22 protein-coding genes are annotated in these 20,522 nt (G+C 71.3%); 17 read left to right on the top strand and 5 right to left on the bottom strand.

What is annotated here, in order from left to right:
* Positions 1–6: 6 nt before the first annotated feature.
* From ACIRD8_RS26245 to ACIRD8_RS26230, 4 genes are read left to right on the top strand one after another with little or no spacing between them, the layout of a single operon-like run.
* The gene (locus tag ACIRD8_RS26245; RefSeq protein ID WP_403996311.1) at positions 7–1,083 is read left to right on the top strand and encodes a glycosidase; all 1,077 of its coding nucleotides are present in this window, start codon (positions 7–9) and stop codon (positions 1,081–1,083) included.
* Positions 1,080–2,306 carry a Gfo/Idh/MocA family protein gene (locus ACIRD8_RS26240; RefSeq protein WP_403996308.1) on the top strand — a complete coding sequence of 409 codons (1,227 nt, stop codon included), beginning with the start codon at positions 1,080–1,082 and terminating at the stop codon, positions 2,304–2,306. The genes ACIRD8_RS26245 and ACIRD8_RS26240 overlap by 4 nt, the downstream gene beginning before the upstream one ends.
* Positions 2,303–3,925, top strand: a complete 1,623-nt coding sequence (locus ACIRD8_RS26235) for an alpha-amylase family glycosyl hydrolase (RefSeq protein WP_403996305.1) — start codon at positions 2,303–2,305, stop codon at positions 3,923–3,925. Before ACIRD8_RS26240 ends, ACIRD8_RS26235 begins: the two co-directional genes overlap by 4 nt.
* The gene (locus ACIRD8_RS26230) at positions 3,909–5,297 is read left to right on the top strand and encodes a phosphomannomutase/phosphoglucomutase (RefSeq protein ID WP_403996302.1); all 1,389 of its coding nucleotides are present in this window, start codon (positions 3,909–3,911) and stop codon (positions 5,295–5,297) included. Before ACIRD8_RS26235 ends, ACIRD8_RS26230 begins: the two co-directional genes overlap by 17 nt.
* Positions 5,298–5,314: 17 nt before the next feature.
* Here the strand turns inward: ACIRD8_RS26230 and ACIRD8_RS26225 are convergent, their stop codons facing one another.
* The 3 genes from ACIRD8_RS26225 to ACIRD8_RS26215 all read right to left on the bottom strand — a co-directional run bounded on the left by ACIRD8_RS26225 (position 5,315) and on the right by ACIRD8_RS26215 (position 6,857).
* On the bottom strand, positions 5,315–5,671 hold the full coding sequence (locus ACIRD8_RS26225) for a nuclear transport factor 2 family protein (RefSeq protein WP_403996299.1): 357 nt from the start codon (positions 5,669–5,671) through the stop codon (positions 5,315–5,317).
* Positions 5,672–5,764: 93 nt separating this feature from the next.
* Complete coding sequence (locus tag ACIRD8_RS26220; RefSeq protein ID WP_403996296.1) at positions 5,765–6,325, bottom strand: DJ-1/PfpI/YhbO family deglycase/protease; 561 nt, start codon at positions 6,323–6,325, stop codon at positions 5,765–5,767.
* Positions 6,326–6,404: 79 nt separating this feature from the next.
* Entirely contained in the window at positions 6,405–6,857 is a 453-nt protein-coding gene (locus ACIRD8_RS26215) for a DUF5709 domain-containing protein (protein WP_403996293.1), read from the bottom strand.
* A 325-nt stretch (positions 6,858–7,182) separates the two neighbouring features.
* On the opposite strand from ACIRD8_RS26215, the gene ACIRD8_RS26210 reads away from it, so the two are divergent.
* On the top strand, positions 7,183–7,809 hold the full coding sequence (locus ACIRD8_RS26210) for an alpha-ketoglutarate-dependent dioxygenase AlkB (RefSeq protein ID WP_403996290.1): 627 nt from the start codon (positions 7,183–7,185) through the stop codon (positions 7,807–7,809).
* A gap of 255 nt (positions 7,810–8,064) precedes the next feature.
* On the opposite strand, the gene ACIRD8_RS26205 is transcribed toward ACIRD8_RS26210, so the two are convergent.
* Positions 8,065–8,469 carry a cupin domain-containing protein gene (locus tag ACIRD8_RS26205; protein WP_403996287.1) on the bottom strand — a complete coding sequence of 135 codons (405 nt, stop codon included), beginning with the start codon at positions 8,467–8,469 and terminating at the stop codon, positions 8,065–8,067.
* Between the two features lie 186 nt (positions 8,470–8,655).
* Here ACIRD8_RS26205 and ACIRD8_RS26200 point away from each other — a divergent pair, with 186 nt between their 5' ends.
* From ACIRD8_RS26200 to ACIRD8_RS26145, 12 genes are all read left to right on the top strand, one after another.
* The gene (locus ACIRD8_RS26200) at positions 8,656–9,249 is read left to right on the top strand and encodes a carboxymuconolactone decarboxylase family protein (RefSeq protein WP_403996285.1); all 594 of its coding nucleotides are present in this window, start codon (positions 8,656–8,658) and stop codon (positions 9,247–9,249) included.
* 38 nt (positions 9,250–9,287) lie between these two features.
* Positions 9,288–10,826: a sugar ABC transporter ATP-binding protein gene (locus tag ACIRD8_RS26195; RefSeq protein ID WP_403996282.1), complete on the top strand. Its 1,539-nt coding sequence runs from the start codon at positions 9,288–9,290 to the stop codon at positions 10,824–10,826.
* Positions 10,823–11,833, top strand: a complete 1,011-nt coding sequence (locus ACIRD8_RS26190; protein WP_403996276.1) for an ABC transporter permease — start codon at positions 10,823–10,825, stop codon at positions 11,831–11,833. The genes ACIRD8_RS26195 and ACIRD8_RS26190 overlap by 4 nt, the downstream gene beginning before the upstream one ends.
* A gap of 33 nt (positions 11,834–11,866) precedes the next feature.
* Positions 11,867–12,823 carry a sugar ABC transporter substrate-binding protein gene (locus tag ACIRD8_RS26185; RefSeq protein ID WP_403996273.1) on the top strand — a complete coding sequence of 319 codons (957 nt, stop codon included), beginning with the start codon at positions 11,867–11,869 and terminating at the stop codon, positions 12,821–12,823.
* A gap of 164 nt (positions 12,824–12,987) precedes the next feature.
* Positions 12,988–13,899: a LysR family transcriptional regulator gene (locus ACIRD8_RS26180; protein ID WP_403996270.1), complete on the top strand. Its 912-nt coding sequence runs from the start codon at positions 12,988–12,990 to the stop codon at positions 13,897–13,899.
* Between the two features lie 159 nt (positions 13,900–14,058).
* Complete coding sequence (locus ACIRD8_RS26175; RefSeq protein WP_403996267.1) at positions 14,059–14,982, top strand: VOC family protein; 924 nt, start codon at positions 14,059–14,061, stop codon at positions 14,980–14,982.
* Positions 14,983–15,020: 38 nt separating this feature from the next.
* A complete protein-coding gene (locus tag ACIRD8_RS26170) occupies positions 15,021–16,469 on the top strand; it encodes an NAD-dependent succinate-semialdehyde dehydrogenase (RefSeq protein WP_403996264.1) in 1,449 nt (482 codons plus the stop codon).
* A 6-nt stretch (positions 16,470–16,475) separates the two neighbouring features.
* Positions 16,476–17,294 (top strand): fumarylacetoacetate hydrolase family protein, encoded by an 819-nt coding sequence (locus tag ACIRD8_RS26165; protein ID WP_403996261.1) that lies wholly within the window; start codon positions 16,476–16,478, stop codon positions 17,292–17,294.
* Positions 17,291–17,662 carry a VOC family protein gene (locus ACIRD8_RS26160; RefSeq protein ID WP_360371977.1) on the top strand — a complete coding sequence of 124 codons (372 nt, stop codon included), beginning with the start codon at positions 17,291–17,293 and terminating at the stop codon, positions 17,660–17,662. The genes ACIRD8_RS26165 and ACIRD8_RS26160 overlap by 4 nt, the downstream gene beginning before the upstream one ends.
* A 30-nt stretch (positions 17,663–17,692) precedes the next feature.
* Positions 17,693–18,484 carry an alpha/beta fold hydrolase gene (locus tag ACIRD8_RS26155; RefSeq protein WP_403996256.1) on the top strand — a complete coding sequence of 264 codons (792 nt, stop codon included), beginning with the start codon at positions 17,693–17,695 and terminating at the stop codon, positions 18,482–18,484.
* Positions 18,481–18,951, top strand: a complete 471-nt coding sequence (locus tag ACIRD8_RS26150; protein ID WP_403996253.1) for a heme-binding protein — start codon at positions 18,481–18,483, stop codon at positions 18,949–18,951. The genes ACIRD8_RS26155 and ACIRD8_RS26150 overlap by 4 nt, the downstream gene beginning before the upstream one ends.
* A 3-nt stretch (positions 18,952–18,954) precedes the next feature.
* Positions 18,955–20,007 (top strand): methionine synthase II (cobalamin-independent)-like protein, encoded by a 1,053-nt coding sequence (locus ACIRD8_RS26145; protein ID WP_403996250.1) that lies wholly within the window; start codon positions 18,955–18,957, stop codon positions 20,005–20,007.
* A gap of 55 nt (positions 20,008–20,062) precedes the next feature.
* Here the strand turns inward: ACIRD8_RS26145 and ACIRD8_RS26140 are convergent, their stop codons facing one another.
* Positions 20,063–20,350 (bottom strand): putative quinol monooxygenase, encoded by a 288-nt coding sequence (locus ACIRD8_RS26140; RefSeq protein WP_403996247.1) that lies wholly within the window; start codon positions 20,348–20,350, stop codon positions 20,063–20,065.
* Positions 20,351–20,522: the final 172 nt, after the last annotated feature.

Genomic DNA, 20,522 nt, shown 5'->3' with positions numbered 1-20,522 from the left:
CCCCGTATGAGCACCACCGGCGCCACCCCCCGCATCCCCTACCGCCTGGTACGCAAGGGCCTGATCATGTCCCCGCTGCCCGGCGAGGCGAACGAGGCCGAAGGAGTCCTCAACCCCGCGTCGGGACGCACCCCCGACGGCCGTCTCCACCTGCTGCCGCGCCTGGTCGCCGAGGGCAACGTGTCCCGCGTCGGCCTCGCCGAGGTCACCTTCACCGACGGCGTCCCCAGCGGCGTCGAGCGGCGTGGAGTCGTCCTCTCGCCCGACGAGGGCTGGGAGCGCGGCAAGAACAACGCCGGCGTCGAGGACCCGCGCATCACCTGGATCCCCTCGCTCGGCAAGCACGTCATGTCGTACGTCGCCTACGGGCCGCTCGGCCCCAAGCCGGCGCTCGCCGTGTCCGACGACCTGACCACGTGGACCCGCCTCGGGCCGGTGCAGTTCGCCTACCAGCCGGACCTCGACACCGACCTCAACCTCTTCCCGAACAAGGACGTCGTCCACTTCCCGGAGCCCGTCCCCGGCCCGGACGGCGAACCCGCGTACGCGATGCTGCACCGCCCGATGTGGGACCTCGGCTGGTTCCGGCCCGGCGAGGGCGTCCACCTGCCCGCCGGAATCACCGACGAACGGCCCGGCATCTGGATCTCGTACGTGCCCGTCGCCGAGGTCGAGGCCGACATCCGCGCCCTGGTCCGCCCGCGCGACCACCGGCTCGTCGCCCTGTCCGAGCACCCGTGGGAGGACCTGAAGATCGGCGGAGGACCCGCCCCGGTCCGCGTGCCCGAGGGCTGGCTCCTCATCCACCACGGCGTCTCCGGCCACATCGAGGACCCCTTCGCGCAGAACCAGACCGTGTCCTACGCGGCCGGCGCGATGATCCTCGACCCGGCCGACCCCGCCAAGGTCCTGGCCCGCTCCGAGGAGCCGCTGATGGCGCCCGAGACCGAGGAGGAGCGCGCGGGCACCGTCCCCAACGTCGTCTTCCCGACCGCGATCGAGGAGATCGACGGAGAGCTGTACGTCTTCTACGGCATGGCCGACGCGCACATCGGCGTCGCCCTCCTGGAGCGCACGGCATGACCCACGCGACGGCCCCCCTCGGCCTCGGACTGGTCGGCTGCGGAGGCTTCGGGGCGTACGTCCTGGACGCCGTGGCCGGCCTGCCCGGGCTCCGCCCGACCGCTGTCGCCGACCCCGACCCCGTACGGGCGAAGGCGCTCGGCGAACGGCACGGCGTGCCCGCGCTCGGCTCCCTGGAGGAGCTGCTGGAGCGCGAGGACGTGGGGGCCGTCGCCATCGCCACACCGCCGGCCGCGCACGCCGCGATGGCCACGGCCGCGTTGCGCGCCGGCCGGCACGTGTTCTGCGAGAAGCCGCTCGCCACCACGGCGCTGGACGCCCGCGCCGTGGCCCGCGAGGCCGAACGCGCCGGGCGCGCCCTGGTCGTCGACCACGTCCTGCGCTACAACCCGCTGCTGCGGGCCGTGGAACGGCTCACCGCGCAGGGGCTGCTCGCCGCCCCGCGCCGCTTCCTGTTCGAGAACGACGCCTCCGACCAGGACCTCGGCCCCGACCACTGGTTCTGGGACCGGGCGCACAGCGGCGGCATCTTCGTCGAGCACGGCGTGCACTTCTTCGACGCGGCGCGCGCCCTGCTGGGCTCCGACCCGGTCAGCGTGCGGGCGACCGCCGTACGACGGCCGGGCGGGCCCGTCGACATGGTCAGCGCCGACGTCCTCCACCCGGGCGGTGTCCTCGCCTCCCACCTGCACTCCTTCACCCACGCGCACCGCTGCGAACGCCAGTTGATGCGCCTGGACCACGGATTCGCCGAGACCAGGATCGAGGGCTGGATCCCGGTACGCGCCGAGATCTCGGCCTGGACCGACGAGCAGGGCGCCGAGGCCTGGGAGCGGCTGCCCGCACGGGCCGATGCGCTGCTGCACGTGGACGGCTTCCGTCCGCACGGCGGCGAACGCGTCTCGGTCACCGTCGAAAGGGACGCCGGCCCCGCCACCCCGGCGCGCGGACGCGGAGAGACACGGGTCGTGCCCCACCACGTACGCGCCGTCCTCGACCTCGGCGGCGAACCCCGCAAACCGCACGTCTACAGCGAGAGCGTGCGCGCCGCCGTCGCCGACCTGGTCCGCGTGGCGCGCGACGGCTCCACCCCGGTCGCCGACGCCGTCGCCGGCCTCACCGCCGTCGCCGTCGCCGAGGCCGCCACGCTGGCCGCCGACACCGGCATCGAACAGCCCGTGCCCGCCCCGGGCACCACGTACCACCCCCAGGAGTCCTCATGAGCTGGTGGCAGGACGCCGTCTGCTACGAGCTGTACCCGCGTGCCTTCGCCGACTCGGACGGCGACGGGACCGGCGACCTCGCCGGTGCCACGGCCCGGCTCGGCCACATCGCCGAACTCGGCGCGGACGCCGTGTGGATCACCCCGTTCTACCCCTCGCCGCTCGCCGACGGCGGGTACGACATCGCCGACCACACCGGGGTCGCCGCCGACCTCGGCAGCTCCGAGGACTTCGACCGGCTCACCGCCCGCGCCCACAGCCTGGGGCTCAAGCTCATCGTCGACCTCGTGCCCAACCACACCTCCGACCGGCACCCCTGGTTCCAGGAGGCGCTCGCGGCGGGGCCCGGATCCGCCGCGCGCGGACGCTACCTGTTCCGCGAAGGCCGTGGCGCCGACGGTGAACTCCCGCCCAACGACTGGCAGTCGGCCTTCGGCGGGCCGGCCTGGACCCGGGTGGCCGACGGCGCGTGGTACTGCCATCTGCACGCGCCCGAGCAGCCCGACCTCGACTGGCGCGCGCCCGAGGTGCGTACGGCTTTCGAGGGCGTCCTGCGGTACTGGCTCGACCGGGGCGTCGACGGCTTCCGCGTGGACGTCGCGCACGCCCTGTTCAAGGCGGAGGGCCTGCCCGACGCCGGCCCCGGACAGCACCGCGACCCGCTGCGCAACCACCTCATGCCGTACTACGACCAGGAGGAGCTGCACCCGCTGTACCGGGAGTGGCGCACCCTGCTCGACACCCACCCCGCGCCGCCCGGCGCGGTGCCCCCGCGCGAGCGGGTCATGGTTGCCGAGTCCGCCGTGTTCGACCCGGCCAGGCTGGCGCGCTACACCCGGCCCGACGAGATGCACCAGGCCTTCAACTTCGCGTTCCTGGAGGCCGCCTGGGACCCGGCCGAGCTGCGCCGCGTCATCGACGCCTCGCTCTCCGCGCCCGGCGGCGGGGCCGTCACCTGGCTGCTCTCCAGCCATGACGCGGTCCGGCCGGTGACCCGCCTCGGCTCCCCGGCCCGCGCACGGGCCGCGGCCCTGCTCATGCTCGCCCTGCCCGGCTCCGCCTACCTCTACCAGGGCGAGGAGCTCGGCCTGCCGCAGGCCACCGTCCCCGACGACCGCATCCGCGACCCGCTGTGGGAACGCTCCGGCCACACCGACCGGGGCCGCGACGGTTCCCGGGTGCCCCTGCCGTGGTCCGGCGACCGTGCCCCGTACGGATTCACCACCGCCGGCCCCGACCGCACCTGGCTGCCGCAGCCGGACGACTGGGCGCCCTACACCGTCGCCGCCCAGGAACACGACCCCGCCTCCACGCTCACCCTGTACCGCGAAGCGCTCCGGCTGCGCCGCGCCCACCCCGCGCCCGACCCGACGGCAACGCCCCATTGGTACTCGGCGCCCGGGGACCCGTATCTCGCCTTCCGCCGCTCCGCGCTGACCTGCGTCGTCAACCTCGGGAACCGGCCACTGACCCAGGCCGAACTCCGCGTGCGGGGCCGCCCGGTGCTGGCCAGCGGCCCCCTCGACGGCGACGCGATCCCGCCCGACACCGCCCTGTGGTTCCTCGACACGCCTGATCCGCAGCACCACGAAGGAGACGGCCATGGCCGCGCCCACTGACCCCGCCCCCCGCACCGACCTGTCCGGGCTCGTCAAGGCGTACGACGTGCGCGGCATCGTCCCCGACGCGTGGGACGAGTCGACGGCGGAGCTGTTCGGCGCCGCGTTCGTCCAGGTCACCGGGGCCAGGGCGCTCGTGACCGGACACGACATGCGCGCCACGTCGCCGGGTCTCGCGCGGGCCTTCGCGCGCGGGGCCGTCGCGCAGGGTGCGGACGTCACCGAGACCGGCCTCTGCTCGACGGACCAGCTCTACTACGCCTCCGGCGCGCTCGGTCTGCCGGGCGCGATGTTCACCGCGTCGCACAACCCCGCCCGCTACAACGGCATCAAGATGTGCCGCGCCGGCGCCGCGCCGATCGGCCAGGACAGCGGACTCGCCGAGATCCGCACGCTCGTCGAGCGGTGGACGGACACCGGCGGGCCCTCACCGTCCCCCGACCGGGCGGGCGTCGTCACGCGGCACGACACCTTGGAGGAGTACGCCAGGCACCTGCGCACGCTCGTCGACCTGGGGGCGATCCGACCGCTCAAGGTGGTCGTGGACGCCGGCAACGGCATGGGCGGCCACACCGTCCCGACCGTCCTCGCGGACCTTCCGCTCGACGTCGTACCGATGTACTTCGAGCTCGACGGCAGCTTCCCGAACCACGAGGCCAACCCGCTCGACCCGGCCAACCTCGTGGACCTCCAGGCCCGCGTCCTGGCCGAGGGCGCCGACCTCGGCCTCGCCTTCGACGGCGACGCCGACCGTTGCTTCGTCGTCGACGAACGCGGCGAACCGGTGTCGCCGTCCGCGGTCACCGCGCTCGTCGCCTCCCGCGAACTCGCCCGCAGGCCCGGCGCGACGGTTCTGCACAACCTGATCACCTCGCGCACCGTGGCCGAGGTGATCCGCGAGGCGGGCGGCACCCCTGTGCGCACCCGCGTCGGCCACTCCTTCATCAAGGCCGAGATGGCCCGCACCGGCGCCGTCTTCGGCGGCGAGCACTCCGCGCACTACTACTTCGCCGACTTCTGGAACGCCGACACCGGCATGCTCGCCGCGCTGCACGTCCTCGCGGCACTGGGCGGACAGGACGGCACCCTGTCGGCCCTCACCCGCGGCTTCGACCGGTACGCCGCGTCCGGAGAGGTCAACTCCACGGTCGACGACGTGGCGGGCCGTCTCGCCGCGGTCCGTACGGCCTGGAGCGGACGGCCCGGCGTCACCCTCGACGAACTCGACGGCCTCACCGTGAGCGGCTCGGACTGGTGGTTCAACCTCCGCCCCTCCAACACCGAGCCGCTCCTGCGCCTCAACGCCGAGGCCCGTGACCCGCACACCATGCGGACGCTGCGCGACGGACTGCTGGCCCTCGTCCGCGCCTGAGGGTGCCGGCCGCTCAGTCAGAACCCGTTGAAGAAGCCGTACAGTCGGCTGATCCGGCCGCCCTCGAAGACCGCGACGTCGTATCCGCTCACCGCCGGTTCCTCACCCGCGGGGCCCAGCTCCCACGGGAAGTGGGCGGTGTCGTGGTGGGTCAGCACCGGCCCGTGGGTGAAGAGCATCCCGGGGAAGTTCTGCTGGGAAGCGGCGATGTACGAGTCGATCGCCGCCATGCCGTCGGCCTCCACCATCGGATCGACGTAGGTGCCGTCCGGGGTGAAGATCTCGTCGAGCAGGGCCCGCCGCACGCCTTCGTCCGTTTCGTTCCAGACCGCGATGTACTTCTCGACCAGTTCCGTGACCGCACTGCTGTCCATGACCGGAACCCTATCGGCGGGGCCGCCGCCGGGCCGGTGTTCCCGCACATCCGGCCGCCCCGCCACGAAGGTGTGCGGCAGCGGTCGTCGGGCTCACCCCGCGAGGGCCGTACGGATCTCCTGGACGAACGGTTCCAGGTCACCCGGGTTGCGTGAGGTGATCAGCGTCCAGCCGCCGGAGCCGTCCGTCACGACCGGTTCGTCGGTCCACTCGCCCCCCGCGTTGCGGATGTCGGTCCGCAGCGAGGCGTAGGAGGTCAGCCGCTTGCCCGTGAGCACGTCCGCCTCGACCACCGCCCAGGGGCCGTGGCAGATGGCCGCCACCGGGCGGCCGGAGTCCGTGAAGGAGCGGACGATCCCGGTGGTGGCGCCCTGGAGCCGGAGGGTGTCGGCGTTCAGGGTGCCGCCCGGGATGAGCAGCAGGTCGTACTCCGCGGGGTCGGCGTCGTCCAGCGTGAGGTCGGGACGGACGCTCTTCCCGGGATCCTTGTCGCCGACCAGCGTCACGATGTCGTCCATCGACACGGCCGCGACGTCCACCTGGACTCCCGCACCGCGGAGGTGTTCGAGAGGCACCACGAGCTCGTCCTGCTCCACGCCGTAGTTGGTGACGACGGCCAGTACCTTGCGCTGCTTCGTGCCGTTGTCGGTCATCGGGTGTCACCTTTCCTGTGTCCTGCGCGCGGTCCACCGGTCGTGGCCCGCGATCCACTGATCGGCGGGGGTCCGGCGCTCAGGCCCCGTCGTCGTCCTGGATGTGGACGGCTGCCTCCTCGGCGGAGGCCGCGCCTCCGTCGATGCCGACGTCCCGGCCCAGCACCCTGTTGTTGCGTACGGCTCCGGGGTCCTCGTCCGTGGTGGCGACGCGTCCGGCACGCTCGTCCCCGGCGTCCTCCTCCTCCGGGCCGTTGTCCTCCGGCCCGTCGTCGGCCCGCAGCGGGTCCTCCTCGGGCACCTCCTGTGCGAGGCGGCCGTCCAGGGACTCGCCCTCCCTCTGCTCCTCGCCGGTCGTGCCGAACTTCGACACGCCCAGGGGCTTCTCCGGAGGGGAGTACCCGGTGTCCAGCATGTCGTCGAGGTCGGGCTCGTCGATCACGTTCTCCGGGTCGAGGTCGTCCGTCGGCGGGTTGTCCACGTCCGAATGATCGGGCTGGTAGACGTCGTCACCGCGTCCTTGTTCCGGCATCGGGCCGCTCCTTCCCTTGAGGTCTGCCGTGCCGCCGCCCGCCCGTACGAGCGCCTGCGGCGTCGCCGCTCTCCTGCCCACCCGTGCGCAGGTCAGTGCTCCGGGTTTCCGCCGGTCGCTGTCCTCCCGGGTACGGGCGGATACGGGAGGTCCGGCTGCCGTGCGGAGCGGAAGTCCTGGTCAGGCCCATCGCGGCCGTACCTCCGGCCTCGGCAGCTTATGGCCGATCCCTGGCTGCTGCGACCGGGGCGGGCTGCCGGGCCCGGCCGTCCGTGAGACCTGTCAATAAGAACGTTTGTTCTAATCGCGGGGTAGACTTGTCCCCATGTCCGCTCATCTCCAGGGTTCGCTGTTCGACCAGGCCGACCGGCCGCGCCTCGGTCCGCTCACGGGGCTGCGCAGGACGGTCCTCGGCGACGGGGCGTGGATCGACCTGCTGCCGGGCTGGCTGAGCGGCGCCGACGAGCTCTTCGCCGAGCTCGCGGAGGAAGTGCCCTGGCGGGCCGAGCGCCGGCAGATGTACGACCGGACGGTCGACGTGCCCCGGCTGCTCGCGTTCTACCGCGCGGAGGACACACTGCCGAACCCCGTGCTGGACGAGGCCCGCGACGCGCTGTCCTCCCACTACGGGGACGAGCTGGGCGAACCCTTCACCACCGCCGGGCTCTGCTACTACCGGGACGGGCGCGACAGCGTCGCCTGGCACGGAGACCTGACCGGACGCAGCTCGCACGAGGACACGATGGTGGCGATCCTCTCCCTCGGCGCCCCGCGCGATCTGCTCCTGCGCCCCTGCCGGGGCGGCGAGACCGTGCGCCGGCCGCTGGGCCACGGCGACCTCATCGTCATGGGCGGCTCCTGCCAGCGCACCTGGCAGCACGCGATCCCCAAGACCGCCCACGCCCGGGGGCCACGGATCAGCGTCCAGTACCGCACCCGCGGAGTGCGCTGACGCGGGAGCGAGGGGCCGAGGGCTCGCCCTGAGGGCGGCACCGCATGTCGGCCCCGGGGCAGGGCGGGCGCCGCCTCCGGCGCGTACGGGGCCATGTGGCGCCCGGCCTGCCGGGGATCACCGGCTGACCTGGGAACTTCCCGACGCGGCCGGCCCCGGTGCCCCGCGGAAATACACAGTCAACAATCTCATGCCAGATCTTGCCGACATCCACTTCGGGCGATTACGGTCACCGCCAGGAAGCCGGGCCGGGGGTCAGGCCATCTGGTCGGCCGCCGAGAGGTGTTCCACCGTCACGCCGGTCTCGGTGAACGTCCGGGTGACCGTTCCCGAGGTGTAGACCCACAGGATGCGCAGCGGTGTGTCGCCGACGTTCCGGAAGAGATGCGGTATCGGGGAGGGGATGTATGTGGTGTCGAAGCGCTCGAGACGGGTCACCTCCCCCTCCACCAGCACCTCCGCCTCGCCCTCCAGGACCGTCACGTGCTCGTCGCAGTTGTGCGAGTGCATCGGCGCCCCTGATCCCACCGGGTACACGCTCATCCCGCTGGTGATCAGGTTCTCGCCGTTCGACGCCGGGGTCGTGACCAGAGGGGTCGTCACGATCGCGCCTCCCCGGTCCAGCAGGCGGACGGAAGCGGTCTTGATGATAACGGTCATGCGGAGGTCCTTTCGACGTCGGTGCGTCGTCAGACGTTAGGCGCCCGGGAGGTGGATGAGAGGCATCCGGCGTGCAGCTTTACCTTGCATTCCGAGGAGGGTGAGCCTCGGCGGCCCGGGGGTACGGTCGGCTCCCGTTACACGGTCGATCCGCTCGTGTCACCTAACGAAAGGCAGGCAACGCCCATGCGAATCCCCGTACTCGCCGCCGAAGAGATGAACGAGCATCAGCAGGAACTCCACGCAAGGATCACGGCACGCCGCGGCGGCGTCCGCGGGCCGTTCCGGGTGTGGCTGCAGAGCCCCGAGCTCTGCGAGCGGGTGGAATCGCTCGGTGCCTTCGTACGTTTCGAATCGAGCCTGCCGAAGCACCTGCGGGAACTGACCCTGCTGATGGCGGCGCGTCACTTCGACGCGCAGTACTCCTGGAACGCACACGTCACCGCGGCCGTCGAGGCCGGCATCCCCGCGGAGGCCGTCGAGGCCATCGCGGAACGCCGGGAGCCCGAGTTCGCCGACGAGGCCGACACCGCCTTCCACGCGTTCTGCCAGGAACTCCTGGAGACCCACTTCGTCTCCGACGACACCTTCGCCCGTGCCCACAAGCACTTCGGTTCGCAGGGGCTGGTCGACGCCATCGGCTCCCTGGGCAACTTCACGATGCTCGGCATGTGCCTGAACGCCTTCCAGGTCGACCTCCAGGCCGACCGCCGCCCCCCGTTCCCCGACATCCGCGGCTTCGAGCACGTCACCGGCGGCGGGGACCGGACCCGGCCATGACAGCCCGCCCCGAGCCACGTACGAAAGGGAGCGAGGGCATGTACACCACGGCAGCTCCCGGGATCACCGGCACGGTGGACCGCCCGGCCGTGGAGCCGGTGGTCCGCCTGCGCGACCTCACCAAGCGCTTCGGCGGGGCCGTTGCACTCCGAGGCGTCTCCCTGGACATCCGCCCCGGTGAGGTCCACGCCCTGATGGGCATGAACGGCGCCGGCAAGTCCACCCTCGTCCAGCTCCTGTCGGGGGCGCACCAGGGGGACGGCGGCACGATCGAGATCGGCGGCACGAGCCAGTCGGGGCTGACCCCGCGCAAGGCCCGTCAGCTCGGCATCTCGACGGTCCCGCAACGCCGCGAACTGGTGATGGCGCTGACCGTCGCCGAGAACATCCTCCTCGGCGACCTGCCCGCCTCCCGCTCCGTGGTGTCCTGGAGGTCCGTCGAGCGCCAGGCCCGCAAGGCCCTGCTCGACCTGAACATCGACATCGACGTGAAGCGGACCGCCGGGGAACTCACCGTCGCCGAACAGACCATGGTCGAGGTCGCCCGTGAGGTACGGCGCGGCGGCAAGGTCCTGATCCTGGACGAGCCGACCGCCTGCCTGGGCGCCGCGGCCGCGGACCGGATCCGCGCCCTCGTGCGGACCCTGCGCGACGAGGGCGTCGCCGTCGTCTACATCTCGCACTACATCGACGAGGTCCTCTCGATCGCGGACCACGTCACAGTGCTCCGCGACGGAGCCGTGGTCCACAGCGGACCCGCCTCGGGGACCGATCCGGCCGGGCTCGTCCGCCACATGGCCGGCCGCGACGTGGTGTCCCGGCGTCCCGAACGGCCGGCGCCGGCGCGGACGGTCGCGCTCACGGTGCGGGGCCTGTCCCATGGCCGGCACATCGCCGACTTCGGCGTGCAGGTCCGCAAGGGCGAGATCGTCGGCGTGCTCGGGCCGGCCGGGGACGCGCAGTCACGGCTGTTCGACCTGCTGTCCGGACGGCGCCGTCCTGACGCCGGGCAGCTGGAGGTGGGCGGCGCGGACGTGCCGTTCGGCCGCGTCTCGCGCTCCCTGGCCAGCGGCCTTCGCTGCGTCACCGGGGACCGCCGCGCACTGGGGCTCATACCGGGACTGTCCCTGGACGAGAACCTCATGCTCGCCACCGACCGGCTGGCCGGGCGCCGGCTCCAGCGCTGGGCCGACATGACCCGCCGCGCCGCCCCGCGCCGCGAGAGCTACGGGGTGGTCTCGCTGACCCGTAACCCGGCGGTCGGCAGCCTCTCCGGCGGCAACCAGCAGAAGGTCCTGCTGGCCAAGTGGCTGGAGACCTCGCCCGTCGCCTGCTTCCTCGAAGACCCCACCAACGGTGTCGACGTGGCAGCCATGGCCGACATCCACGTACTGATCGACGAACTCGCCTCCCGGGGTGTGGCCGTCCTGCTCGCCTCCTCGTCCGCCGAGGAGGTCATGCGCCTCTCCGACCGCGTGATCGTCGTCAGCGCCGGCCGTGTGGTCGCCGAGCACGACGTCAACGCCATCACCCACGACGAACTCGTCGCCACCGCCCTCGGAGGACAACCCCGATGAGCACCACAGCCCCGCCGGAGACACCCGGAACCACGACGACGAGGAAGGACACCCGGAAGCTGGGTCCCTTCCGTACGCTGAGCGGCTTCCCGCACGCAGGACTGATCGCCGTACTGGTCGTCGTCATCGTGTTCGCCGGAGTGGAGACCGACTCGTTCGCCACGTCCGTCAACCTGGTCAACGTCCTCAGGCAGGTCAGCGTCGTCGCCGTCATCGCCGCCGGCCTCACACTGCTGATGACGGCCGGTGGCATGGACTTCTCGATGGGAAGCAACGCCGCCGTCACCACCGCCGTCGCCGCGCAGTTCCTGGCAGGTGGCAGGTCGACCACCTTCACCGTGGTCGTGTCGCTCCTGCTGGCCACCGCGATCGGGCTCGTCAACGGCCTGGTCGTGACCTACACCAACGTGGCTCCCTTCGTCGCGACCCTCGCCACCGCCACACTCCTGGACGGCGTCGCACTCCTGGTGCTCAACGGGCTCAGCGTCTCCATCGGCGAGCACCTGTCCACCCTGGGTACGGAGAAGACGCTCGGCCTGCCGAACCTCCTGATCGTGGCCGTCCTGGTGCTGGCCGTGGTCGGCCTGATCATGAAGTTCACGGTCTTCGGGCGGGACGCCTTCGCGATCGGCGGCAACGAACACGTCGCCCGGCTCAGCGGCATCAACGTCAACTGGCAGAAGCTGGTGCTCTACGGTCTGGCCGGCGCGCTGTCGGGCCTCGCCGGGCTCATGCTGCTGTCCCGGCTCGGAGCGAGCAGCCCGGGAACGGGCGGCCTCCAGCTGCAGCTGACCGCGGTGGCCTCGGTCGTGATCGGCGGCACCATGCTCGCCGGCGGATACGGCACCGTCATCGGCACCTGCCTCGGTGTGGTGCTGCTCGGCGTCGTCGCCAACGCCCTCAACCTCCTCCAGGTCTCCAGCTACTTCCAGCAGATCTCCGTGGGCGCCGTGCTGCTCGTCGCGGCCATCGCCAACCAGCTCCACAAGAAGTCCGCACCTCACTGACCGCCCGCCCGTACGCTTCGAAAGGCCCCTCTCATGACCCTTTCTGCCCGTTCACGCAGAGCCACTGCCGCCTCTGTCGCCGGACTCGCTCTCGTACTGAGCGGTTGCGGTGCCGGTGCTTCCGACGACGGGTCGGTCTCACTGGGGTTCGTCAACGGCGGTGACACCGAGTTCCACACGTGTCTCCAGGCATCCATCAAGGAAACCGCCGAGGCGAAGGACGCCAAGCTCTACACGGCCAACTCCCACCAGAACCCGGGTACGGAGCTGTCCAACATCGAGGACATGATCTCGCGCAACGTCGACGCGCTCATCGTGCAGACGGTCAACGTCGACGCGCTCAAGGGGGATATCGCCAAGGCCAAGAGCGCGAACATACCCATCTTCCTGACCTCCGTGGTGACCGACGACCCCTCCGACATCCTCGGAGCGGTGGTGGTCGACCTCAAGCAGGTGGGCGAGCTGGACGCCGGCTACGTCGAGAAGGACGCGGCGGGCAGGGCCGTCGAGGTCGGTGTGATCGCCGGGGCACCCGGAGCCGCATCCGACCTGCTGGTCAACGGCTTCACGAAGGCCCTGCCCGCCACCGCGAAGGTCGTGGCGAACCAGCCGGGCATGTTCAACGCGGCCAAGGCCCAGGACGTCGCCGAGAACATGATCCAGGCCCACCCGGACATGAAGTACGCGTTCGTGGCGAACGAGGAGATGGCCTTCGGCGCTCTCAAGGCGTTCACCGCCGCCAAGGCGGACGTGAAGATCGTGACGGTCAACGGGACCGACCGCGGTGTAGCCGCGGTCAAGGACGGACGCTTCGCCGCGACCGTCGCCAACTCCGCGATGACGACCGGAAAGATCGCCATCACCAACGCCATCTCATTGCTCGGCAAGAAGAAGACCGACAAGATCGCCATGACGCCGATCAGCCTCATCACGGCCGACAACGTGAACAGTGCCCCCCAGTACTGCTCCGCCGAGGAGAAGAAGTCCTGACCGCCCGGGCCCCACGCCCGTGATCCGACTCCCCCCTCGTCCGACCCGCACCTGGAGCCCCACGCTCACCCGTACGCACCGCAACCGGGCCCCCACGCTCAACCGCACCGATCTCACCTGACACGGCCGGAGGCGCCTCCGGCCGTGACGGGGCCGGAGGAAACATGGACCGCCTGCTTCTCATGCGAAGCTTCGTGACCGTCGCCAACGTAGGCAGCTTCAGTGGTGCCGCCAAACTGCTGAGCTCCTCGGGATCGCTCGTCTCGCGCCACGTGGCCGAACTGGAACGGCAGATCGGCGTCCGCCTCGTCAACCGCACGGCCCGTTCCGTGAGCCTCACGGAACCCGGCCTGCGCTACGCGGAGTTCTCCGCGCGCATACTCGAGGAGATCGAGGCCGAGGACTCCACGATCGCGCAGCGCCACGACAGGGCGGAGGGCTCGCTCAGCATCATCTGCCCCAAGTGGATCGGGAGTCTGGACCTGGGGGACGCCATCGCCGCGTTCTCCGCCGCGCATCCGAAGATAGTGGTGCGCTTCGAGCTGGGCGGAATGTCCGACCGGACCTACGACTTCCTCGACAGCGGATTCGACGTCGCCTTCCACACCAGAGATCTGCGCGACTCCAGTGTCCGCCTCAAGAAAGTCTCGTCGCTGCCGTTCGTCCTGTGCGCCTCCCAGGAATACCTGGAACGGCACGGCACCCTCGGTCATCCGAACGACATCGCGGCCCACGACTGCCTCGTCCATGTGAACGACCCGGTCTGGCGGATCGGCCACGGACACGCGAGCACGCTGCACAAGATCCGGAACGTCGCCTTCTCGTCGAACTCCTACATCGCCCTGCAGAAAGCAGCCGTGCACAGCCGCGGCATCGCGCTGCTGCCCCAGCGTTCGGCCTACGACGACCTCGTCTCCGGTGCGCTCCAGGTGCTGCTCCCGGAGCTGGCGGTGCCCGACAGGCCCCTCTACGCGATCTACGGGCCCGGGCAGGACACCCCCCGGAAGGTCACCGTCTTCCTGGACTTCCTCACCCAGTGGTTCTCCAGCAATCCCATTCCCGCCATCACCAGCTGAACGGGAAACGGCCGTACCCGGGAATGTGACCGGGTGCGCAACCAGCGATTGCGGCATAAGGGCATCCGGGGCCGTTGAGGCGCCCCCGGCGGAAATTTACGATCAGCTGAGCCGGCATCCGTGCAGGTCGACGAACGCGGTCCGGGAAAAGAGGAGTTCATGGGAATCCAGAGAATCGAATCGGTGACCTACGGAGTCGACGATCTCGATCAGTGCGTGCGTTTCTTCGAGGATTTCGGCCTCGCACTCGTGGACCGCACCGGCGGACGCGCCTCGTTCGAGACGCTCGCAGGACAGACCCTCCACCTCGACACCACACCCGACCCGTCCCTGCCGGCGCCCCTGGAGACCACTCCCACCATCCGGGAAGTCGTCTGGGGCGTCGACACCCCGCAGGAGCTGGAGACACTCGTGGCCGCCGTCGCCGCCGACCGCTCCGTCGTCACCACCGAGGACGGGACCCACCACAGCGTCGACGAGACCGGCTTCGGTCTGGGCCTCGCACTCGCCCGGCCGCGCGAACTGCCCGTGCCCGAGGTGCGCCGGCCCAACGTGTCGGGCAGCGTGCGCCGCTGGAACGAGTCGCTCGGGCCCGTGGGCCGGGTGCGTCCGCTGCGCATGTGCCATGTCGCCCTCAACATCCCGAAGGCGGGCCAGGAACAGGCCGTCGCGTTCTACACCGACCGCCTCGGCTTCCGGCCCACCGACATCGTCAAGCCCATGGGCACCTTCATGCAGTGCGAGGGCGACGACGACCAGCACAACTTTCTCCTGTGCCACCGCCCCGACCGGGCCGGCGTGAACCACGTGTCCTACGAGGTCCCCGGCTTCGACGACGTCATCGAGGGCGGCAACCACATGATCGCCCAGGGATGGACCGAGGCCCGCAGGCTCGGCCGGCACACCGTCGGATCCAACGTCTTCCGGTTCATCCATGCACCCTGCGGAGGCCGCGTGGAGTACGCCGCGGACATGGACCGGGTCGACGACTCCTACGGGACGCGCGTCCACGAGACCACACCGCCGCACCACATCTGGACCCTGCGCAGTTCCCGTGACACGCCCGGGAACCCCGCCTCCTGACAACCCCATCCGCCGAGCGTGAGAGGGCACACGCACCCATGACGACGAACCATGACTATCCCGCCATCGGTATGTACATAGCAGGCGAGTGGTGCGAGGGCGGGACCGGGAGGACCGCGCCCGTGCTGAACCCGGCCACCGAAGAGGTGCTCGGACAGGTACCGCTCGCCACCGTCGCCGACCTCGACCGTGCCGCCGAGGCCGCGGCCGCGGGGTTCGCGACCTGGCGCGACACCCCGGTCGCCGCGCGCACGGCCATCCTCCACAAGGCAGCCGACCTGCTGGTCTCCCGCAGCGAGGAGGTCGGCCGGACCATGACCCTGGAGCAGGGCAAGCCGCTGCGCGAGGCGAGCGGCGAGGCCGCGCGCGTCGCCGGAGCCCTGCGCTGGGACGCCGACGACGCCCGCCGTGCCTACGGCCGGGTGATCCCCTCCGAGCAGGGCACGCTGCTGACCGTACGCCGCCAGCCGGTCGGCCCGGTCGCCGCCTTCACCCCGTGGAACTTCCCCGCGGGCGGGCCGATGCGCAAGATCGCCGCAGCGCTCTCCGCCGGCTGCTCCATCGTCATCAAGGCCTCCGAGGAGACCCCCGGCACCGCCGTGCGGCTGGTCCGCTGCTTCGAGGACGCCGGTGTACCCGCAGGGGTGCTCAACCTGGTGTTCGGCGAGCCCGCCGAGGTCTCCGACCACCTCATCAGGCACCCGGCGACCCGGCTGATCGCCTTCACCGGCTCCGTGCCGGTCGGCAAACTCCTGTCGGCCGCCGCCGGCGCCGAGATGAAGCCGTCCCTCATGGAGCTGGGCGGACACGCCCCGGTCATCGTGTGCGAGGACGCCGACCCCGTCGCCGCCGCCCGTCGGGCCGCCGCCGCGAAGTTCGTCAACGCCGGTCAGGTCTGCACCTCGCCCAGCCGCTTCCTGGTGCACGAGAGCCTCCTGGAGGAGTTCACCGAGGAGTTCGTCCGTGCAGCCGAGGCGGTCGTCGTCGGCGACGGGCTCGACGAGGGCGTCACCATGGGCCCGCTCGCCAACGAGCGCAGGCTGAAGGCCGTCGAGGCCCTGACCGCCGACGCCGTGGCGAAGGGCGCGAAGGTGCGCACCGGCGGTGAACGCCTCGACCGCCCGGGGTACTTCTTCGCGCCCACCGTCCTCACCGGGGTCTCCGACGACGCGGTGCTGATGTCCGAGGAGCCCTTCGGCCCGATCGCGCCCATCGTCGCTTTCAGCGACCTCGACGACGCCCTGCGCACCGCCAACTCGCTCCCGTACGGCCTCGCCGCGTACGGCTTCACCCGCTCCACCGCCACCGCCGAGCGCCTCACCCGCGAGTTCGAGGCCGGCATCCTCTCCATCAACCACTGCGGGGGATCGGTCCACGAGGCACCGTCCGGGGGAGTCAAGGCCAGCGGCTACGGCCGCGAGGGCGGCCCCGAGGGCCTCGACGCCTACCTCGTCACCAAGCGCGTCTCGCACCTGCTGGCCGGCTGAGCGGCCATGCGCTACACCCGAGTCTCCATGGGCGGCCGGGCGGTGTGGGGCCGCGTCGAGGACGACGCGGTGCGCCTGCTCTCCGACTCGCCCCTGGAGAGCGACCCCACCGTCATCGGTACGGTCCCGCTCGCCGAGGCCGTCTGGCTGCCACCCGTCGTACCGCCCGTCTTCTACGCCGTCGGCATGAACTACCCGCGCCACATCGAGCACGCACGCCTGCGGGGCGACAAGGCCGGGGTCATGCCCGAGCGGCCCGAGCCCGGATACCGGGCCAACAACGCGCTCACCGGCCACGGAACGGCGATCGTGAAGCCCACCGGGGTGCAGGGCAGGTTCGAGGCCGAACCCGAGCTGGTCGCCGTCATCGGGCGGACCCTGAAGCACGCCACGTACGAGGAGGCGCGGGACGCCGTCTTCGGCTGGACGATCGGCAACGACGTCAGCGCCCGCACCTGGCAGCACGAGGACCGCTCGTTCTGGCGCAGCAAGAACAGCGACACCTTCAAACCGATGGGCCCCTGGATCGAGACCGACGTCGACGCCCTCGCCCAGACCACCACCCTGCGGGTCAACGGTGAGGAACGCGCCCGGTTCCCGACCGGCGACATGGTCTTCGACCCCTTCGACCACATCGTCGCGATGACCGAGCACCTCACCCTGCACCCCGGCGACGTGCTGTGGATGGGCGCCGAGTCCACCTGCCCGATCGAGCCGGGCGACACCGTCGACGTCGAGATCAGTGGGATCGGCGTCCTGTCGAACACCGTCAGGGCGGAGACCGCCCGCCCCCAGCCACCTCACCCGAAAGGCAGCAAGCCGTGAGCAAGGAACCCCGCTACATCCACCACGTCAACTTCCCCACCACCGACCCCGACCGCACCGCCGAGTGGTACACCAAGGTCTTCGGGATGAAGCGGATCATGCCGAAGTCCAACACCCGCGTGGTGCTGATGACCCGCGGCAACTTCGACCTGCACTTCACCCCGGTCGAGGAGATGGACCGGATGGCGCCGTACCACTTCGCCGTCGAGGTCGACGACTGGGACGACTTCCTGGAACACCTCACCGAGCTGGGCATCCGCCACACCCGCCCCATCGAACGCCCCGAGAACCAGTCCAAGTTCTGCTACATCCACGACCCCGACCACACCATGATCGAGCTGGTCTTCCACGGCAGGCGCCCCCACTGAGCCGCAGGGCTCCCTAAGGAGATCCTTCTCATGCCCTACGCCGAATCCGACGGCGCCTCCGTCTACTACGAACGCCACGGCGCCGGCCCCGCGATCGTCCTCGTGCACGGCTCGGGGGGACACCACGCGGCCTGGTGGCAGCAGGTCGCCGCGCTGCGCGACGGGTTCACCGTCGTCACCCTCGACCTGAGCGGCTTCGGGAGGACGGAGCTGTCGGTGCCCCGGACCGAGTTCGACAGCCAGGCCTTCCACGGCGACGTCGTCGCCGTCCTCGACCAGGAGGACCTGACCGACGCCATGCTCGTGGGCCAGTCCATCGGCTCGATCGCCGCTCTGCGCGCCGGCCTCGTGCGCCCCGAGCGCGTCGGCTCCGTGGTCCTCGGCCACTCTCTCGGCGGGATCAGCCACCCCGAACTCAAGGAGCTGGCAGCGGCCGACCGTGCCGAGGCCGTCAAGCTGCCCGTCATCGACCGCCTGCTCACCAGGCGGTTCCAGCAGGAGCGCGCCGACCTCACCTTCCTGTTCCGGCAGATGGGCACGTTCAACGTCGCCACGATGCAGGACCTGCGCAACCTCGACACCGACGGTCCGGGCCTCGACGAGATCCGCGCGTCCGGCGTCAGGGTCGCCTTCCTCGCCGGGGAGAAGGACGCGGTGCTGAGCGTGAAGACGGTCACCCGCGCCCACGAGCTGGTGGAGGGCTCACACCTGGAGATCGTCCCTGGCGCCCCGCACTCCATGTACTGGGAGACCCCACGGGCCTACAACGCCGCCGTCGCCCGCCTGCGCCGCACCCTCACCGCCCCGAAGGAAACCGCATGAGCAACATCACCCTCGGCGCCGCCGAAGAGATCATCGACGCCGCCCACAAGCGTGCCCAGGAGTTCGGGAAGGCGGTGAGCGTCGCCGTGGTGGACGCCGGCGGCTTCGTCGTGGCCGTCCGCCGCCCGGACGGGGCCCGCCCGCTCACCCCGGACATCGCCAGGGCCAAGGCCTACACCGCCGCCGTCATGCAGCGCCCCGGCAGGATGCTGAAGAAGTGGCAGGAGAGCCAGCCCGTCTTCTTCTCCCAGCTCTCCCAGCTGCCCGGCGCGGCCATGCCCATCCTCGCCGCCGAGGGCAGCGTCACGATCAAGAAGGACGGCGAGATCATCGGCGGACTCGGCATCGCGGGCGGTACCGCGGACGAGGACCAGAAGATCGCCGACGATGTCCTCGAATCGCTCGGCTACGAGCTGGAGTTCGCCGCCTGGGGCGTCTCCGGCAAGCCCGCCGGAAAGGAAGCCTGAGCCATGGCGGACACCTTCAACTACCGCATCGACCACCACGGCAGCCTGGTCCGCCCGGCCACCCTCCTGCTGGCCCGCGAGCGGGCGGCCAAGAGCGAGTCGGACGCCGCGTCGCTGCACGAGGCCGGACGCGCGGCGGTCAAGGAGGCCGTGGTCCTCCAGCGCAGACTGCGCTCCACGGTCGTCACCGACGGAGACCTGCCCCGCGAGGACTTCCGCAGCGCGGTGCTCGACGGAGTCTCCGGCTTCCGGCGCACCGGCGAGGAGACGGACGGCCTGGCGCGCTGGGTCGCCGAGTCCCTGCCCAAGGCGAACGGCCCGCTGCTCGGCGACTGGGCCTCCCTGCTCGGCGAGCTCACGCTGATCGCGCCCAAGGCCGCCCTGCCCTCGCCGGCCTACCTCGCCGCCACCTGCTTCGACGCCGGGGCGGCGGGCTCGGGCGGCCCGGCCTCGGCACGCGAGCTCGGCGAGGCACTGGCGGAGATCATCCACGCGGAGACACAGCTGCTCATCTCCCGGGGCGTCCGCCTCATCCAGCTGAACAACCCGCTCCTGCTCGCCCATACGGCCGCCGAGCCGGGTGACACCGGCGCGCTCTCCTTCGAGGACGCCCTGGCCGTCGACGCCCTCGCCGTCCCGACGGGGGAGCGTCCCGAGGGCGTCCGGGTGGGCATGGCGCCGGGGTGGTCCGCCCCCGCCTCCGTGGACCGCGGCCGCGCCGAGCGCCTGTACGCCGCCGTCCCGGTGGACCGGTGGATCCTGCCCTACGTCCACGGCTCCGACGCCGAGCTGGACCTTCTGCGGGCCCTCCCCGAGGACCGTGACGCCTGCCTGGGGGTGGTCGACGTGACCAGCCCCGACATCGAGGACATCGACACGGTGATGACCCGGATCGACGCCGCCGCGGAGGTCAAGGACCTGGAGGACATGGCGCTGGCGCCCTCCCGCGGCTTCGCGGACGTCGTCGGCCGCCCGCTGCTGGGCGCGGAGGACCAGAACCGCAAGCTGATCCAGGTGGAGACCCTTGCCCGCTACTGCTGGGGCAACGAGTTCTGACCCACCGCGGCCCGGGGCCGGACCCACCAGGGGCCCGGCCCCGGGCTGCCGGCCCTTACAGGACGTCGGCGAAGGTGACCGCACGCTCGGTCAGCAGCGGCCGGACCGTCCCGACGATGAGCTCGTCGAAGTAGTCCGCCCCGGCGTGGGAGTCGAAACCGGCCCGGTCGGCGTACCGCTCGTACAGGACGAACCCGCCGGGGCGGTCCACGTCCGCGTGGACGTCGTACGCCAGGTTTCCCGGCTCGGTCAGCGTGTGCTCCCGCATCTCGAGCAGAGCGGCACGCACCGTTGCCTCGTCGGCGGGTTCGCAGCGGTAGTGGGCTATGACGGCGAATGCCATGGGTCGGTCTCCTTGTCGGGTACGGCGTCGAGCGTGCCGATTCCAGCACAGGGCAGGCCCTCCGGGCCGTGCGTGACGTGCAAGCAATGTCTGCCGCCGCGGCTCTGGTCCCCGTTCCGGTCTTCCTGTGTTGTCGTCACGACCACAAGCCGTCTCATCTGCACACCGCGGA

Origin of the sequence: Streptomyces sp. NPDC102451 (assembly GCF_044765485.1) — a bacterium.
Classification (GTDB): Bacteria; Actinomycetota; Actinomycetes; order Streptomycetales; family Streptomycetaceae; genus Streptomyces.
This window is presented reverse-complemented; position numbering and strand designations above follow the sequence as displayed.

Coding starts and splice junctions, on each gene's coding strand:
- ACIRD8_RS26245 (WP_403996311.1), top strand. CDS start 7: ATGAGCACCACCGGCGCCACCCCCCGCATCCCCTACCGCCTGGTACGC.
- ACIRD8_RS26240 (WP_403996308.1), top strand. CDS start 1,080: ATGACCCACGCGACGGCCCCCCTCGGCCTCGGACTGGTCGGCTGCGGA.
- ACIRD8_RS26235 (WP_403996305.1), top strand. CDS start 2,303: ATGAGCTGGTGGCAGGACGCCGTCTGCTACGAGCTGTACCCGCGTGCC.
- ACIRD8_RS26230 (WP_403996302.1), top strand. CDS start 3,909: ATGGCCGCGCCCACTGACCCCGCCCCCCGCACCGACCTGTCCGGGCTC.
- ACIRD8_RS26225 (WP_403996299.1), bottom strand. CDS start 5,671: ATGGACAGCAGTGCGGTCACGGAACTGGTCGAGAAGTACATCGCGGTC.
- ACIRD8_RS26220 (WP_403996296.1), bottom strand. CDS start 6,325: ATGACCGACAACGGCACGAAGCAGCGCAAGGTACTGGCCGTCGTCACC.
- ACIRD8_RS26215 (WP_403996293.1), bottom strand. CDS start 6,857: ATGCCGGAACAAGGACGCGGTGACGACGTCTACCAGCCCGATCATTCG.
- ACIRD8_RS26210 (WP_403996290.1), top strand. CDS start 7,183: ATGTCCGCTCATCTCCAGGGTTCGCTGTTCGACCAGGCCGACCGGCCG.
- ACIRD8_RS26205 (WP_403996287.1), bottom strand. CDS start 8,469: ATGACCGTTATCATCAAGACCGCTTCCGTCCGCCTGCTGGACCGGGGA.
- ACIRD8_RS26200 (WP_403996285.1), top strand. CDS start 8,656: ATGCGAATCCCCGTACTCGCCGCCGAAGAGATGAACGAGCATCAGCAG.
- ACIRD8_RS26195 (WP_403996282.1), top strand. CDS start 9,288: ATGTACACCACGGCAGCTCCCGGGATCACCGGCACGGTGGACCGCCCG.
- ACIRD8_RS26190 (WP_403996276.1), top strand. CDS start 10,823: ATGAGCACCACAGCCCCGCCGGAGACACCCGGAACCACGACGACGAGG.
- ACIRD8_RS26185 (WP_403996273.1), top strand. CDS start 11,867: ATGACCCTTTCTGCCCGTTCACGCAGAGCCACTGCCGCCTCTGTCGCC.
- ACIRD8_RS26180 (WP_403996270.1), top strand. CDS start 12,988: ATGGACCGCCTGCTTCTCATGCGAAGCTTCGTGACCGTCGCCAACGTA.
- ACIRD8_RS26175 (WP_403996267.1), top strand. CDS start 14,059: ATGGGAATCCAGAGAATCGAATCGGTGACCTACGGAGTCGACGATCTC.
- ACIRD8_RS26170 (WP_403996264.1), top strand. CDS start 15,021: ATGACGACGAACCATGACTATCCCGCCATCGGTATGTACATAGCAGGC.
- ACIRD8_RS26165 (WP_403996261.1), top strand. CDS start 16,476: ATGCGCTACACCCGAGTCTCCATGGGCGGCCGGGCGGTGTGGGGCCGC.
- ACIRD8_RS26155 (WP_403996256.1), top strand. CDS start 17,693: ATGCCCTACGCCGAATCCGACGGCGCCTCCGTCTACTACGAACGCCAC.
- ACIRD8_RS26150 (WP_403996253.1), top strand. CDS start 18,481: ATGAGCAACATCACCCTCGGCGCCGCCGAAGAGATCATCGACGCCGCC.
- ACIRD8_RS26145 (WP_403996250.1), top strand. CDS start 18,955: ATGGCGGACACCTTCAACTACCGCATCGACCACCACGGCAGCCTGGTC.
- ACIRD8_RS26140 (WP_403996247.1), bottom strand. CDS start 20,350: ATGGCATTCGCCGTCATAGCCCACTACCGCTGCGAACCCGCCGACGAG.